We start from the raw sequence: 15,051 nt of genomic DNA, 5'->3' as shown, positions 1-15,051 counted from the left end.
TCCACGCGTTCCCATACCGAACACGACCGTTAAGTCCTCCAGCGCCAATGGTACTTGGACCGCAGGGTCCTGGGAGAGTAGGACGACGCCAAGCACGAAGCAAGCCGTGTCTTAATGACACGGTTTTTTTGTTGTTATACGGAACGAGAAAAGATGTATATAAAGGCCAGTCAGCACCGAGAAGGTTGAATTGGATTGAAGAAGGAGCAATGGAGTGTAGGTTAGGACCTACATGAGTAGCGGACTTCGAGAGCCGGTTCAAGATTCGACGTCGAGTAAGCTCCTTGAGTTCACATCGTGATCACTGGTCGATTATTCGTTTGATGTCAATGGCGGAGGGGTTCCACGCGTACTTATACCGAACACGACCGTTAAGTCCTCCAGCGCCAATGGTACTTGGACCGCAGGGTCCTGGAAGAGTAGGACGACGCCAAGCACGAAGCAAGCCGTGTCTTAATGACACGGCTTTTTTGTTGTTCCCGGAACGAGAAAAGAAGTATATAGAGGTCGATCAGCACCGAGAGGGATGAATTGGATGGAAAGCCTTATGCTTCCAAAGCTGCTTTACATTCGTAAAAACTTAGAGCAACGGAGTATAGTTTAGAACCTAGTTGAGTAGTGTAATTCGAGAACCGGCTCAAGATCAGATGCCGAATCTGCTACTATACGAATTACTTAGTGATCATCGACCGCTTAAAGTGTCGATGGTACTTGGACAATTGGGTCCCGGAGAAGTAAGACGACGATAAGTACAAAGAAAAGCCGTGTCTTTATGACACGACTTGTTTAATGTTACGGAACGATAAAAGATGTATATAAAGGTCGATCAGCACCGAGAAGGTTGGATTGGATCGAAGAGCATATGCTTCCGAGGCTGCTTTTACATTCGTAAAAGCTTAGAGCAACGGAGTGTAGGTTAGAGCCTGCATGAGTTACAAGGTTTCCATAGGAAACCTACATCGGAAGCATAAGCTCTGGACTTCGAGAGCCGATTCAAGATTCGACGCCGAATATGCTTCATGAATTACTTCGTGATCATCGACCGTCCCATCTAGCGATGGTAGTACGAGATATTTTCTGTATCTAGTTTAACAACCCCATCATAATGCTGTTTGCGCAGCTTAAAGCATATAATGAGTCCCGGAATGGCGAGCCATAGGTGCCAGAGCAGAAGACCAAAGAAGCCGGATTGCCTGATCCAGGGGAACAGCGCCCCAAGGACGCACAATCCAATCCAGAACATGGTCCGCTCCGTTTTGCGATAAAGGCCGAATTTGACCTCGGAGACAGGGCTATAGCCCATATAGGGAATGGTAATGCTCCAACCCCATCGCTGGCGCTGATAATTGTCTACTCGCAGCAAGGTCAGTCGGTTCAGAATAAATCGAAGGAGTGAGACTAGAGGCAAGCCAATTATTCCGTATAGGAGGCCACTCCAGCCGAATAGGATACTTTCGATAGCAATAAAGAGGAATGGAGTGATTTTGTAGACTTGCAGCAGCCTTGGATAAATATCTATTTTGCTGATGAGACGGTATTGGTATACAGTCGCGTTTACTTGTTCCTGTAAGGTTTGTCGCATGCTAAGCTGTCCTTTCCGAGGATATCAACTCCTTTATCGGTTGGAAGGCCGCTTTACTGAATACAAATCATGATTATTGCGCCCATCTATTCACCAAAGTCGATGCACCAACATAATCTGAAATAAATAAGAGCCCAATTGACTAAACTAATAGAATTTGTACCATAATAGTAGATATGATCGTTATTCCCCATAATCAATTTGCTTACAGGTAATAGTATCGAAGATGAAGGCAAATTGCTTTTAGGAGGTATCAACATGGAGGAAGCGAAGCATATTTGCAAGTGTATTATATGTGGTGAGATGAAGGGCGAGGACGAGGGTATCCGAATTGTAACAGAATTCATTTGTGATGACTGCGAGATTGATATTGTAGCTACGGATGTACTTGATGAGAAGTATCCTTTCTATATTCATCAGATGAAGCAAATATGGATTCAGAGAAACGCGTAGAAGCCTTTTCCGGCGATCGGAAAGGCTTTTTCATTTGGGGCATGTTATATTGAGAGATGATGAAGAAACAGCTAGCTAACAGTATGGATATAGATGATTAATATAAAGGATGGGCCCGATGGACAAAAGAGTAAGAGCGCCACTATACGAGTGTCTAACTACACATGAGGCTTCCAATCCGGTTTCATTTCATGTGCCTGGTCACCGTAACGGTCGGGCTTGGCGAGCAGGTACCGATGAGCAAGGGATTCGCCGTGAGCGGCTGGAGCGCTTCGGCGGGGTGCTATCAATCGATGTTACGGAGATATCTGCAACCGATGATTTACATGCTCCGGAGAACGCCATTGCTGATGCGCAGAGGTTGGCTGCTGGTGTATTCGGAGCGGATGAGACCATGCTGCTCGTTGGCGGCAGTACAGCAGGCAATATTGCAATGATTCTTACTGTGTGCGAGCCTGGAGCGCTTATTCTCGTCCAGCGTAACGTTCATAAGTCTGTGTTGAATGGACTGCGCTTGGCGGGCGCAAGAGCAGTATTCATGCAGCCTGCCTATGAGCCGGGAGAGGGAACAGTACTGGTACCGTCATTAGAAACGGTTGAGCAAGCGTTGAAGCGGTATCCTGACGCTAGAGCGGTCATGTTGAGCACTCCGAACTATTATGGCAGAGGGGTATCCATTAAATCGTATGCGGATTTAGCTCATGCTTATGGTATTCCGCTGCTGGTCGATGAGGCGCATGGGGCACACTATGGGCTGCATGGCGCTTTTCCAGTATCCGCAATCTCAGAGGGTGCGGACGCGGTCGTACAATCAACGCACAAGACACTGCCGGCAATGACGATGGGCGCTATGCTGCATGTACGGGAGCGGTATATGGATATGGATCGTCTGAGAGACATGCTAGCAGTCGTTCAAAGCTCCAGCCCTTCGTTTCCGATTATGGCTTCCCTAGATATTGCCCGGGCAATGATAGAGGAGGAAGGATCAGTCCTATTCGAGCCTGGATTGAAGCAGGCCGAGCAATTCAGATTAGAGATAGGACGACGGAATGGACGATTAATCGTCTCAACTATAGACAATGGCCAAGCTCGTGATATAGCAGCCAAGACAGATGATTATGGTCCCCAGTGGACAGGAGATGTTCGGATCGATCCGTTACGAGTTCTTCTGCGCGATAAGCTTGGCTTAGCGAGCGGCTACGAGCTGCTTCGAATGCTAGAGGGGCATGGCTGTTGGGCAGAGATGGCGGATGAATGCCGTGTGCTGCTCTTGTTCGGACCATTCGTAGGAGTCGATGAGACGAAGCGTCTCCTTGATGCGTGTGAGGCGATCGAGCGTAAGCTTGAGATTAGGAATGCCAACTATGATGAAGACAGAGAGGAATCACGACAGCAGGTAGTAGACAAACAAGATGAAGCGGATTGGATGATATCTGATCCAATACTTTTCTCAACGAAGAGAATGAATCGGGATATGATCACTGTCGTGCCGCTGCTCAGTGCTGCTGGTTGTATAAGCGCCGAGACGATTATTCCATACCCGCCTGGCATTCCTCTCGTATATGCAGGGGAGCGCCTTAAGCACTCCATAGTTACCAGACTCTCAAAGCTGGCTGAAATGGGCGCAAAGTGTCAAGGAGCATCCGACCCGACACTTCAGACAATTCGAATTATGGAGCATCCGACGGAAGCGTAATATGAACCCCTTTTGAACCGGAAACAATATAAATTCTAATGCAGTAAATGTGACGGTCTGTACCGGCTTTTGCTATGATAGATATAGATGGTATTTCTAGACGAATTGAGGCGTGGAAGTTGACGAACGGTTTGTTTATTTCGATAGAGGGCGGAGAAGGCGCAGGGAAGACAACAGTGATTACCGGTATAGCGGAACAACTCCGTGCCGACGGCCATAAGGTAATGACAACACGGGAGCCAGGAGGCATCCCCATTGCAGAGCAAATACGGGCTGTCATCCTAGACCGGAGCAATACGAGCATGGATGGGCGTACAGAGGCGCTGCTGTACGCTGCGGCGCGCAGACAGCATTTGACGGAGAAGGTAGTGCCAGCTCTTGAGCAAGGTCAGGTGGTGCTCTGTGACCGATTCATTGATAGCAGCCTTGCCTATCAGGGACATGCACGCGGTATCGGGTTTGATGAAGTGATGGCGATCAACGCATTCGCTATCAATGGGCTAATGCCGACGCTTACCTTGTACCTGGACGTAACGCCAGAGACGGGGCTGCGACGTATTCAGGAAGCGGCAGGACGGGAGATCAATCGGCTTGATCTGGAGGCTGCGTCTTTCCACCATAAAGTTAGGGAAGGCTTCCTATTAGCTGGGGAACGGTTCAAGGACCGTATCGTCGTTATTAATGCCGAACAACAACCAGAAGACGTGCTCAATGAATGTATTACGACAATCCGTGCACGCTGTGCAGGAATTTAACAGACTTTTGTCAAAATAATAGAGATAGCTATTAATAGCTAACTATCCATTGGTCTGGGGGAGGGATTGAAGATGAAGCTAGTCATCGCAATCGTGCAAGACAAAGATAGTAATCGGTTGTCCAATGCGCTCGTTCGGGAAGGTCTCCGCGCGACTAAACTGGCCAGCACAGGCGGGTTTCTGCGTGCCGGCAACACGACCTTCATGATTGGTATTGAGGATGATCGGGTCCATGAGGTGCTTCAGGTCATTCGATCGAACTGCAAAGTAAGAGATCAGCTTGTTACACCGGTGTCGCCGATGAATGGTTCGGCAGATTCGTATATTCCATTCCCGGTAGAGGTACAAGTCGGCGGCGCGGCCGTTTTCGTCGTTCCAGTCGAGCGGTTTGAGCATTATTAAATATAGACACGGTCGCGATCGAGGATCTGCGAACAAGAAGGGATGCGACAGCCTTTGAAAATCGAGTCAGGATGGCGTCCGCTTGAGCAACGGTCGCGAACGGATCAACAGAATAAAGCGATTGTGTCACGAAGTTTCTCAGACGTGATGCAGCAGAATGAACAGGAGCGGACGACCGAACAGCTTCAACGCAAGCTGCAGGATATATATAGTCAAGGCGAACGTCTGTCACGTTCCATGACGGTGCGTGAGCTTAAGCTGTATCAGCAGATGGTCAAGAAGTTTCTCGAGGATACCGTTAGACGTGGCGTTGGACTGAAAGAGCAACGCAGTTTCGATCGCCGCGGGCGGATGAAACGGTATAAACTGCTCGATGAGATCGATGAGAAGCTCATTGAGATGGCAGAGGAATTGCTTCAGAGCGAGCAGGGAAGACTGGAACTTCTAAGCAAGATTGGTGAAATTCGAGGTCTGCTTATTAATTTGTTTTATTAGTCAGTATTAAAATTATTGAGTATTAAAATGAGAGTTCAAAAAGTACGGTTTTCAGCACCTGATGCCGATTACACTTCTTGCGATACTTCGTGATCAAAAGCGTACTTTTTGAACTTCCTCTATTAAGGAAGGATACTGCATCATGAGTATGGACCAGGTGCCGGGACAAGAGAAAGCGAAGTCGATGCTGCGCTATGCGCTGCGAAGCGAGAAAGTGTCGCACGCGTATCTGTTCAGCGGGCCGCGCGGAACGGGGCGCAAGGGCCTTGCGCTCGCTTTTGCCCAAGCGTTGTTCTGTACGTCTGGTGGAGACGACGCATGCGGTCAATGCATCGAATGTCGGAAGTTCGAACATGGCAACCAGCCCGACCTCCATATGCTGGAGCCAGATGGAGCATCAATCAAGCTCGGCCAAATCCAGCAGCTGCAGCGGGAGATGTCCTACCGGAATGCAGGCGTTCAGCGAAAGGTATATATTGTCGAACAGGCGGAGACAATGACGCTTCAAGCAGCGAATAGTCTGCTGAAGTTTCTGGAAGAACCGCAGTCCGATATCGTCGCGCTGCTGCTTACGGAGAACGGCCAGGCTATGCTGCCGACGATCAGATCGCGCGTACAGACGATCCCTTTCGTACCGTTGTCTCCTAAGGAGCTGCAAGCTGCATTGGAAGCAGAAGGAATCGCCTCGATGCAGGCTCGTACCGCTTCGCGAATTGCTTCAGGGGTCGAAGCATGCAGGGCGCTTATCCAGCAGAATGGGTTTGCAGAAACAAGAAACGTAGTGATACAATTAGGTAAGGAGAGCCTAAGCCGATTCACTGCAGCGATCGTTACCGTTCAGCAGCAGGTCGTGAAATCTGATGTTGGACAAGATCCGCAGCTTTTGCTCACTATGTTGTTATTGTGGTATAAAGATATGATTCATTATCAAGCTGGAAGGCTTGAAGATATCGTTTTTATAGATCAGTCAGAATGGATTGGCAAGCATGCTTTCGCCCGTACACCAGATGGCTGGGTGAACTGCATGGAGCATGTGCTAGAGTGCAGCAAGCGAATACGCGCACACGTATCGACGCAGCTGGCACTGGAGCAATTACTGGTGAATCTACAGGAGGGCTAATGCCTTGTATAATGTCGTCGGGGTCCGCTTTAAGAAAGCGGGCAAGATCTATTACTTTGATCCCGTCGATCTGCCCGTAACGAAAGATCAGTATGCGATCGTCGAGACGGCACGCGGCATCGAATATGGGAAAGTAGTGGTGGGACAGAAGCAGGTCGGTGAATCGGATGTTGTCCTTCCGCTCAAGAAAGTAATACGTATCGCTAACGAAGCCGACGCGAAGGTGGTAGAAGAAAACAAACGGTCGGCGAGCCAGGCATTCACGACATGCTTGGAGAAGATTCGCAACCATCAGCTTAAGATGAAGCTGGTCGATGTGGAATATACGTTTGACCGCAACAAAATCATTTTCTATTTTACCGCTGAGGGTCGGGTTGATTTCCGTGAGCTGGTGAAAGACTTAGCTAGTGTGTTCCGTACACGGATTGAGCTTCGCCAAATCGGTGTTCGCGATGAGGCGAAGATGCTAGGCGGTATCGGTCCTTGCGGACGAGTGCTCTGCTGCTCGTCATGGCTGGGTGATTTCGAACCGGTATCGATCAAGATGGCGAAGGATCAGAATCTTTCGCTGAATCCGACGAAAATCTCGGGTTTATGCGGCCGATTAATGTGCTGCTTGAAATATGAGCATGACAACTATGAAAGTGTCCGCGAAGAAATTCCGACTATCGGTAAAATTGTCATTACTTCGCTTGGCGAAGGCAAAGTAACTGGAATTAATGCGGGGAGCAAGACAGTGTTTGTACAACTGCTCGACACCGGTGGTAAGCCTAAAGAGCTTCCGTTAGACGATGTCGTCGTGAAATAACCCGTTCCATCACGATCCTGAGGTGGGAACAAATTTGGATAACAATGATCTGTTTGTACAAATGGACGAGCTGGAAGGCCGCGTAGGCGCCGTTCACGCTGAACTCGGGTTAATGAAGCTGCATATGAAGAGATTGCTCGAGGAGAATAAGCGGTTGAGTATAGAGAACGATCGATTGCGCAAGCTGTTAAGACAAGGAACGGCTTTTCTGGAGACACAGCAGGAGCCGGCGGCTGCGGATGAATTACCGGATCATAAGGAGAGTGCGGAGCAATTGGACGTACTGCCTCCTGTCTCACCGGAAGCTGAGCCGTTCCCCGTAATTGGCGGCGGTCATGATAATCTTGCCCGTCTATATCATGAAGGCTTTCATATATGCAATGTCTATTATGGGCATTTGCGGACGGAAGGCGATTGTTTATTCTGTCTCTCGTTCTTGAATAAATAAGTTTCATTCCGGAGAAATCCAAGCCTTATGAATATTAGAGTGAAACTTATAATTGCTTGGATTTCGAACAAGACCCTTTAATGGGTCTTTGTTTTGTTTAGGCGGTATTATTGGCTACAATGAAGATAGGTAATGAGTGGGGGAACGTTGAGCGGTGGATGTCGACAAAGGATTAAAGAGCGGAGTTCAAGAGCAAATGATGACGAATGCGGGGGAAATCGAGCTGCTTCCAGGCGAACGACTGGATGATCTGATGACGAAGGAGCTCCAAATCATTCAGAGCCGAGAAGTGTTCAGCTTCTCGATGGATGCGGTGCTGCTCGCCAGGTTCGCCTCTGTGCCGCCACGCGGGCGGGTCATTGATCTGTGCACGGGGAATGGCGTTATTCCGATGCTGTTATCGACCAAGACACAGGCGGCGATCGACGCCGTAGAGATTCAGCCAAGGCTGGCGGATATGGCCAGGCGCAGCGTGGCTTATAATAAGCTCGGCGATCAGATTCGTATTATAGAGGCGGACCTGCGCGAGTATTGGAAAACAGCAGGTAACGGCATCTACGATGCCGTGACGGTTAACCCGCCTTATATGCCAGCACAGACGGGTGATCAGAATGAGAACGAGCATTATGCGATTGCTCGGCATGAGGTGCACTGCACGCTCGATAATGTCGTAGAGGCATGTTCAAGACTTGTTCGGACCGGAGGCAAAGTGTCGATGGTTCACCGACCGAATCGGCTGATGGATATTCTCGAGTCGTTCCGTAAGTGGAGACTTGAGCCGAAGCGAATCCGTTTCGTTCATCCGCATGCCGATGCAGAGGCCAATATGTTATTAATAGAAGCAATTCGGGATGGCAAGCCTTCAGTCAAGCTTCTGCCACCGCTAATTGTTTATACGAAGGAACGGCAATATACCGATGAGCTTGTGCGGCTGTACTACGGCAGCAATGGAGCGTGGGCCGCAGGTGCGGACGGAAAGGAGAACGAATGATCCAGGTTCAACGCAGTTTCGCAGGGGAGAGCAGCGGTACACTATACTTAGTGGCTACACCAATCGGCAACTTAGAGGATATGACGTTTCGGGCGATTCGAACGCTGCGTGAAGTTGATATAATCGCAGCAGAGGATACGAGGCAGACACGCAAACTGCTCACCCATTTCGAAATATCGACAAGGCTCGTCAGCTATCATGAGCACAACAAGAGAGCGAGCGGCCCAGAGCTTATTCGACTGCTGGAGGAAGGGTCTTCTATTGCGCTTGTTAGTGATGCGGGACTGCCAGCAATCTCGGATCCGGGCGCAGACCTTGTCCGCGATGCGGCTGAGCGGGGAATTAGTGTCGTACCGGTGCCTGGCGCCAATGCGGCATTGTCGGCACTGATTATATCGGGGCTGCCTACCGAACGATTTCTATTCGCAGGTTTCCCGCCAAGACAGCGCAAGGCATTAAACGAATGGCTTGCCAGCATCGCATATGAGCAGGGAACGATCATGATGTATGAATCGCCGCATCGCATTACGAAGACGCTGCCGGCAATGCTCGAGGTGCTTGGTGATCGCCGCATTGTAATGGCACGAGAATTGACCAAGCGGCATGAGGAGGCAGCACGCGGCACAATCACGGAATGCATTGCATGGTTGGAGGAGCATCCTCCGCTCGGCGAATATGTCATTGTTGTTGAGGGACGTACGGCACAAGCATCCGGTCACTCAGCAGATGGTAGCATTGCAGATATAGCGGACGGCGTTCCGAATGGGGCAGGCGAGCTGTGGTGGTCGGCTCTATCACTCGATGCGCATGTCAAACATTACGAGGGACAAGGCCAGTTGGATCGGAAGGAAGCGATCAAGCGTACGGCAGCTGACCGTTCGATGCAGAAGCGGGACGTATACAATGCGGTCATGCGTAAAGATGAAAGTGGATGACACAGAAGGTTATCCACCTTTTGTCCACATAGGGCACAACGTTTATCGAAGGTTACTGAGACGGTGAAGTTCGCGCGGCCGATTCGGTAGAATTGCAGGCGTGGAGCGGGATAGAGGCTATTGGTTCCGGAGAAAAAAAAAGACCTTCCAGGCCGGGTTTAAGCGCTGGAAGGCGTAAGGAGTATGAAAAAGGTTAGAATTAACATGTGGATAAGTATATTATAACCTATAAATCTTATTTTGTCACAGGTGCAGGCAATTCTGATAGGCAAACATTGCAAACAATTTTTCCTTTGAAGTATGCAACGTTCTCTGCATTACCGCAGAAGATACAAGCTGGCTCGTATTTCTTCAGCATGATGCGTTCTCCGTCCACATAAATCTCCAGCGCGTCCTTCTCACCAATACCCAGCGTACGGCGCAATTCGATTGGAATTACAACGCGGCCCAACTCATCAACTTTACGAACAATACCTGTAGATTTCATCATAGGAATCAGTCCTCTCTCAACATAATTATTAATTCGTCATCATTCGACACGGTTTTACTTTTTATGAAATATATAGTACCAAGAATACCCAGATCAGTCAATATAGAAAAATTGTAAAAAGCGCACTGCTTTTTCTGTATTTGCTGTAAACAAGGCATTATAACAATACAAATATAATACAACAAACTGAATACCTTTGGAAATGAACATACGACAGTTTTCGACAAAAAACATGTTCCTGTGTCGAAATCTTGAACAAATTAGCTTTTAAGGGGTGTAATTGACATGGAGCGACTGCTAGCAGAAGAGAAGGTTTTTAAGGATCCTGTCCATAAATCGGTGTATGTACAGGATGAGCTGATTTGGAATCTTATTAATTCAAGAGAGTTTCAAAGATTGCGCCGTATTCGACAATTGGGTACGTCCTACCTAACTTTTCATGGCGCTGAGCATAGTCGATTCTCTCACTCGTTGGGCGTCTATGAAATTACACGACGTATTATCTCGCAATTCGAGCGCAATGAGTATAAGGATTGGCCGCGTGAAGAACGACTCCCAGCCCTATGTGCAGCGCTGCTGCACGATCTTGGTCACGGACCTTTCTCTCATTCCATTGAGGCGGTTTTCGACACGGATCATGAAGATTGGACATGCCGTATTATAATGGGAGAGACAGAGGTTAATCAGATTCTGCGCGAAGTGGACGAGACTTTCCCAGCGCGTGTTGCAGCTATTATAAAGAAGCAATACGATAAGCCGATTGTCGTGAACCTCGTGTCGAGCCAGATGGATGCGGATCGAATGGATTATTTGCTGCGGGATGCGTACTTCACGGGTGTCCATTATGGCACGTTCGACCTCGAGCGGATCTTGCGTGTGCTTCGTCCTCATCAGGGACGAATAGTCGTGAAGGAGAGCGGCATGCATGCGGTGGAAGATTACTTAATGTCGCGCTACCAAATGTACTGGCAGATCTACTTCCATCCCGTCACTCGCAGCTCGGAGATCATCCTTCGCCACATCTTCGGCAGAGCTAAGGAATTGTACCATAATGGCTATCAGTTCGAGTGGCTTCCGAAGCCGCTGCTGAAGTTATTCCAAGGCGAATTGACGACGAGCGATTATTTCCTATTAGATGAAGCGTTAGCTCAGACGGTGTTCATGGCATGGTCGGACGAGCGGGATGAATGGCTGTCGGATCTGTGCAGAAGATTCTTACATAGACGGTTGTATAAAGAAGTCATTGTAAGCGATCATAATGAGGCGCTCTACGAAGAGGCGAGGCAGCAGCTGCGTCAGGCGGGCCTGCACCCTGACTATCACCTCGAAGTTGACTTCCCGTTCGATCTTCCTTACGATGTGTATCGGCCAGATGCCGGAAACGGGAAGAAGAACAGTGAGAAGCCTCCGATTCTGCTGCTTGATTCCGAGGGCGGACTGTCAGAAATTTCGGCTCGATCGGATATTATAAGGTCGCTGACGGGCTTGCATCAGGACAAGCACCGCTGGTACTTCCCAGACGATCTGCTCCGCCCTGTTGCACATCGACTGGACAGTCATATTCGCGCTATTTTCGGCTACTAAAATGCAAGCATTTTTATCAAAAAAACGGGTGTATATATAGGAAGGAGAAAGTTAGACAACATGAATGGAAAACTTACATTAATCGATACGCACACACACCTCGATAATCACAAATTCGACAGTGACCGTGAAGAGGTAATCGCACGCGCGCGCGAAGCAGGTGTCGAAATTATGGTGAATATCGGATTTGATCGCGAAACGATCCCAACGACGATGGCACTGGCGGAGAAATACGATTTTATCTATGCCGCAGTGGGCTGGCACCCTGTTGAAAGCATTCATATGCAAGATGGGGACCTTGAATGGATTGAGTCGCTCATGTCGCATCCGAAGGTTGTGGCAATCGGAGAAATTGGACTCGATTATCATTGGGATACGTCGCCTAAGGAAGTCCAACATCGTGTATTCCGTGAACAAATTCGTCTTGCGCGCAAAGTTGGCAAACCAATCGTTATTCATAACCGAGATGCGCATGAAGACGTCGTACGTATATTGAAGGAAGAGAAGGCTGAAGAGGTCGGCGGCATTATGCACTGCTTCTCTGGCAGTTGGGACACGGCGAAGGCTTGTCTCGATATGAACTTCTATATTTCGTTCGGTGGACCGGTTTCATTCACGAATGCAAGGGTGCCGAAGGAAGTGCTTTCAAAAGTGCCAAACGATCGTTTGCTCATTGAAACGGATTCCCCTTATCTGGCTCCGCACCCTTATAGAGGGAAGAGAAACGAGTCCGCATATGTTGCCATTGTGGCTGAAGCAGCTGCGGCAATTAAAGGTATGACGGTTGAAGAAATTGGATATTTAACGTCTCTAAACGCTAGAAAATGTTTCCGTTTCGATTAAGAATGGCTGAGATCGTGAGGAATCGGGACCTTACGCGTGATAAAAGTAGATTTTGCTGGGAAAACCGCTTCTCTTTTCGCTGAATTTCCTTAAATATCGTTTAAATCGTCTTTTATCTGTTCTTTACAATGCATGCGAACACGGGGTATGATTCATTTCAGAACTTACACAATGTATTGGATTTCCAGTAGTACGCTTAATCTCCTAACGGAGAACGGGGGAACCATATGCGGTAATGCTGCACAGTTAAGTGCACGCATGGAAGCATAAACCTATGGGGTGAATTTGGAAGCACTGCATAACGGTCTAACTGTTGCAGTGTGACGATAGGGCGCTCTCTTGCCCGAACCCGACAGCTAACCTCGTAAGCGCAATAGAGAGATCAACCTTCGAATCCCACTTTCCATGATTAGTCGCGACCAATCGGGAAGCCACGAAGCAGATGATCCTCTGTCGATGGCTTCTTTTATTTTTTGTATAAAGAGGCATACGTCGACATAGGGTTAACAATGGAGGTGGAGTGCGAGGGACTGGATAGCATGATTCGTCATGCCAATATACTATAGTCGCGTCAATTGTATCATGCGAAACACTCGACGGCGGGACTTTGAAGGAGGACCGAAGAAGTGGGCGTAATTCCGCAAGAGGACACCCATGGGAAACGATCATCCAGCATGTCATTCGCATTGCGATGGAAGCATGAAAACGTGCGGTTAATCACATTGAGTATAATTATCTCAATCGCTATGACTTTCATGTTATTGGTGTTGTTGTACGGAACGGCTGAGAGAAGCGTCTCCGTAGTAGTGAATGGACAAGAGAGCGTCGTGAAAACGAAGCAATGGGTCCTGCAACGCCTACTGGATGAACAAGCTATTACGGTTGGGCCGCATGATAAGGTGTCGATCCCTTTGAATGCAGCGATTAAAGATGGAGACCGTGTTGTTATCGATACGGCAAATCCTGTGACCGTAACAGCTGATGGCAAGACTTGGACTGTGTACACGACCGAGGATACCGTGCAAGCGGCGATCGAGGAATTAAATATTCCGGTTCGTAGCTATGATAAAGTATATCCGGCGCTGACGGCAGAACTGACACCGAACATGGCGGTGAAGGTGGTACGTGTGGAGCGTAAAGTAACGAGCTCCCAGCATACGGTTCCTTTCACGATCGTGAAGCAAGATGATCCTTCCCTCGAGCAGGGTAAGGAGAAGACCGTCAAGAACGGCACCGATGGTGTTGTTGTTAAACAATTCGAGAGCGTATATGAGGACGGCAAGCTAGTATCGACAGCTCTCGTCGAGAAATCAGTAGAAAGACCGACGGTCAATCAAGTGGTTGCTGTCGGCACGAAGAAGGCGCAGCCGAAAGTTACAACCTTATCGGCTAAGTCCTCGACCGGCCCGCAGACGGTATCGTTGAAAGGCATTTCCTTCAAGGCGAAGAAAGTGCTGAAAAATGTTACGTTGACGGCCTACTCCGCCGGCGTGAAGTCGACGGGTAAGAGCGCAAGCCATCCGCAATACGGCATTACGGCTTCCGGCACGAAAGTGAAGGAAGGACGGACAATCGCCGTTGACCCGAACGTTATTCCGATCGGCTGGTGGGTTTACATCGAAGGCATCGGATTCCGTCGTGCGGAAGACAAAGGCAGCGCGGTTAAAGGAAGCAAGATCGACGTTTATTATGAGAGCGAAGACTACGCTGAAGATTTCGGTATGAAGAAGGGCTACACGGTGTACATCATCGGTCCCAACAAACCGTCCTCCAGTTAGAGTTCGCAGAGTAATATGTATCGTAATTCACAGCCAAATATGCCATCATAAGAAGAGGCGATGCCTCTTCTTTTTGTATGCTCGCGGGAAGGAATGGCGCAAGATGATTAAAGAAATAATTGTGGTGGAAGGCAAGGATGATACGGCGGCCATTAAACGGGCAGTCGAAGCCGATACCATTGAAACAGGCGGCTCTGCGATCGGCGAACAGGTGCTGAAGCGGGTAGAGCTCGCAATGGAGCGTCGGGGCGTTATTATTTTCACAGATCCCGATCATGCAGGCGAACGAATTCGGCGAATTGTGGCACAACGCGTTCCTGGCTGTAAGCATGCGTTTCTTCCGCAAGAGGAAGCAATGTATAAAGGCGATATAGGTGTCGAGAATGCATCTCCGGATGCGATCCGCAAAGCGTTGGCTAATGTGCGGACCGAGCAGCTCGCAGGAGAAGGCGGATCAATTGAAGTCACATGGGACGATCTTATAGAAGCGGGACTTATCGTTCATCCTCAGGCGTCTGAGCGCCGAGAGGTTATAGGCAAGCTGCTTGGCATCGGTTATGCGAACGGTAAAACCTTCTACAAGCGCTGTGTAAGCTTCCGAATTACGAAGACGGAATTCATCGAAGCTTGGCGGCAAATGGAGCAGAAGTTGGAACAGGAGCGTGGCTAGA

At 48.9% G+C, this 15,051-nt stretch carries 16 protein-coding genes, 2 rRNA genes and 1 riboswitch; of the genes, 16 read left to right on the top strand and 2 right to left on the bottom strand.

Annotated elements, in window-relative coordinates; genetic code table 11:
* Both rrf (H8B09_RS29410) and rrf (H8B09_RS29405) read left to right on the top strand, forming a co-directional pair.
* Nucleotides 1-94, top strand: a 5S ribosomal RNA gene (rrf, locus tag H8B09_RS29410); the annotation flags it as partial.
* A 225-nt stretch (nt 95-319) separates the two neighbouring features.
* Nucleotides 320-436, top strand: a 5S ribosomal RNA gene (gene rrf / locus H8B09_RS29405).
* 615 nt (nt 437-1,051) lie between these two features.
* Here the strand turns inward: rrf (H8B09_RS29405) and H8B09_RS29400 are convergent.
* Nucleotides 1,052-1,582: a hypothetical protein gene (locus H8B09_RS29400; RefSeq protein ID WP_191207132.1), complete on the bottom strand. Its 531-nt coding sequence runs from the start codon at nt 1,580-1,582 to the stop codon at nt 1,052-1,054.
* A 258-nt stretch (nt 1,583-1,840) separates the two neighbouring features.
* Here H8B09_RS29400 and H8B09_RS29395 point away from each other — a divergent pair, with 258 nt between their 5' ends.
* From H8B09_RS29395 to rsmI, 10 genes are all read left to right on the top strand, one after another.
* On the top strand, nt 1,841-2,035 hold the full coding sequence (locus tag H8B09_RS29395) for a sigma factor G inhibitor Gin (RefSeq protein ID WP_191207131.1): 195 nt from the start codon (nt 1,841-1,843) through the stop codon (nt 2,033-2,035).
* A 118-nt stretch (nt 2,036-2,153) separates the two neighbouring features.
* The gene (locus H8B09_RS29390; protein ID WP_191207130.1) at nt 2,154-3,731 is read left to right on the top strand and encodes an aminotransferase class I/II-fold pyridoxal phosphate-dependent enzyme; all 1,578 of its coding nucleotides are present in this window, start codon (nt 2,154-2,156) and stop codon (nt 3,729-3,731) included.
* A gap of 119 nt (nt 3,732-3,850) precedes the next feature.
* Entirely contained in the window at nt 3,851-4,486 is a 636-nt protein-coding gene (gene tmk / locus H8B09_RS29385; protein WP_191207144.1) for a dTMP kinase, read from the top strand.
* Between the two features lie 72 nt (nt 4,487-4,558).
* Entirely contained in the window at nt 4,559-4,888 is a 330-nt protein-coding gene (gene darA / locus H8B09_RS29380; RefSeq protein ID WP_191207129.1) for a cyclic di-AMP receptor DarA, read from the top strand.
* A 54-nt stretch (nt 4,889-4,942) separates the two neighbouring features.
* Entirely contained in the window at nt 4,943-5,383 is a 441-nt protein-coding gene (locus H8B09_RS29375) for a YaaR family protein (protein WP_191207128.1), read from the top strand.
* A gap of 142 nt (nt 5,384-5,525) precedes the next feature.
* Nucleotides 5,526-6,503, top strand: a complete 978-nt coding sequence (gene holB / locus H8B09_RS29370) for a DNA polymerase III subunit delta' (protein ID WP_191207127.1) — start codon at nt 5,526-5,528, stop codon at nt 6,501-6,503.
* 4 nt (nt 6,504-6,507) lie between these two features.
* Nucleotides 6,508-7,311 (top strand): PSP1 domain-containing protein, encoded by an 804-nt coding sequence (locus H8B09_RS29365; protein WP_191207126.1) that lies wholly within the window; start codon nt 6,508-6,510, stop codon nt 7,309-7,311.
* Nucleotides 7,312-7,345: 34 nt separating this feature from the next.
* Complete coding sequence (locus H8B09_RS29360; protein ID WP_191207125.1) at nt 7,346-7,759, top strand: initiation-control protein YabA; 414 nt, start codon at nt 7,346-7,348, stop codon at nt 7,757-7,759.
* Nucleotides 7,760-7,958: 199 nt separating this feature from the next.
* On the top strand, nt 7,959-8,750 hold the full coding sequence (locus H8B09_RS29355) for a tRNA1(Val) (adenine(37)-N6)-methyltransferase (RefSeq protein WP_191207143.1): 792 nt from the start codon (nt 7,959-7,961) through the stop codon (nt 8,748-8,750).
* Nucleotides 8,747-9,685 (top strand): 16S rRNA (cytidine(1402)-2'-O)-methyltransferase, encoded by a 939-nt coding sequence (gene rsmI / locus H8B09_RS29350; protein WP_191207124.1) that lies wholly within the window; start codon nt 8,747-8,749, stop codon nt 9,683-9,685. The genes H8B09_RS29355 and rsmI overlap by 4 nt, the downstream gene beginning before the upstream one ends.
* Nucleotides 9,686-9,920: 235 nt before the next feature.
* Here rsmI and H8B09_RS29345 read toward each other — a convergent pair whose 3' ends face one another.
* Nucleotides 9,921-10,175: an AbrB/MazE/SpoVT family DNA-binding domain-containing protein gene (locus tag H8B09_RS29345; protein ID WP_006038197.1), complete on the bottom strand. Its 255-nt coding sequence runs from the start codon at nt 10,173-10,175 to the stop codon at nt 9,921-9,923.
* 285 nt (nt 10,176-10,460) lie between these two features.
* Between H8B09_RS29345 and H8B09_RS29340 the strand changes: the two genes are divergently transcribed.
* The 4 genes from H8B09_RS29340 (at nt 10,461) to rnmV (ending at nt 15,050) form a co-directional block, all read left to right on the top strand.
* Nucleotides 10,461-11,759 (top strand): HD domain-containing protein, encoded by a 1,299-nt coding sequence (locus tag H8B09_RS29340; protein WP_191207123.1) that lies wholly within the window; start codon nt 10,461-10,463, stop codon nt 11,757-11,759.
* A gap of 60 nt (nt 11,760-11,819) precedes the next feature.
* Nucleotides 11,820-12,602, top strand: coding sequence for a TatD family hydrolase (locus H8B09_RS29335; RefSeq protein WP_191207122.1), 783 nt, complete (start codon nt 11,820-11,822; stop codon nt 12,600-12,602).
* Between the two features lie 183 nt (nt 12,603-12,785).
* Nucleotides 12,786-12,988, top strand: a riboswitch (cyclic di-AMP (ydaO/yuaA leader).
* Between the two features lie 240 nt (nt 12,989-13,228).
* Nucleotides 13,229-14,380: a resuscitation-promoting factor gene (locus H8B09_RS29330; RefSeq protein ID WP_191207121.1), complete on the top strand. Its 1,152-nt coding sequence runs from the start codon at nt 13,229-13,231 to the stop codon at nt 14,378-14,380.
* A gap of 103 nt (nt 14,381-14,483) precedes the next feature.
* The gene (rnmV, locus tag H8B09_RS29325; RefSeq protein ID WP_191207120.1) at nt 14,484-15,050 is read left to right on the top strand and encodes a ribonuclease M5; all 567 of its coding nucleotides are present in this window, start codon (nt 14,484-14,486) and stop codon (nt 15,048-15,050) included.
* The last annotated feature ends 1 nt before the right edge of the window (nt 15,051 follow it).

The organism is Paenibacillus terricola, assembly GCF_014779765.1.
Classification (GTDB): domain Bacteria; phylum Bacillota; class Bacilli; order Paenibacillales; family Paenibacillaceae; genus Paenibacillus_T; species Paenibacillus_T terricola.
Note: the sequence above shows the minus strand (reverse complement) of the source record. Positions and strands in the feature narration are given on the sequence as shown.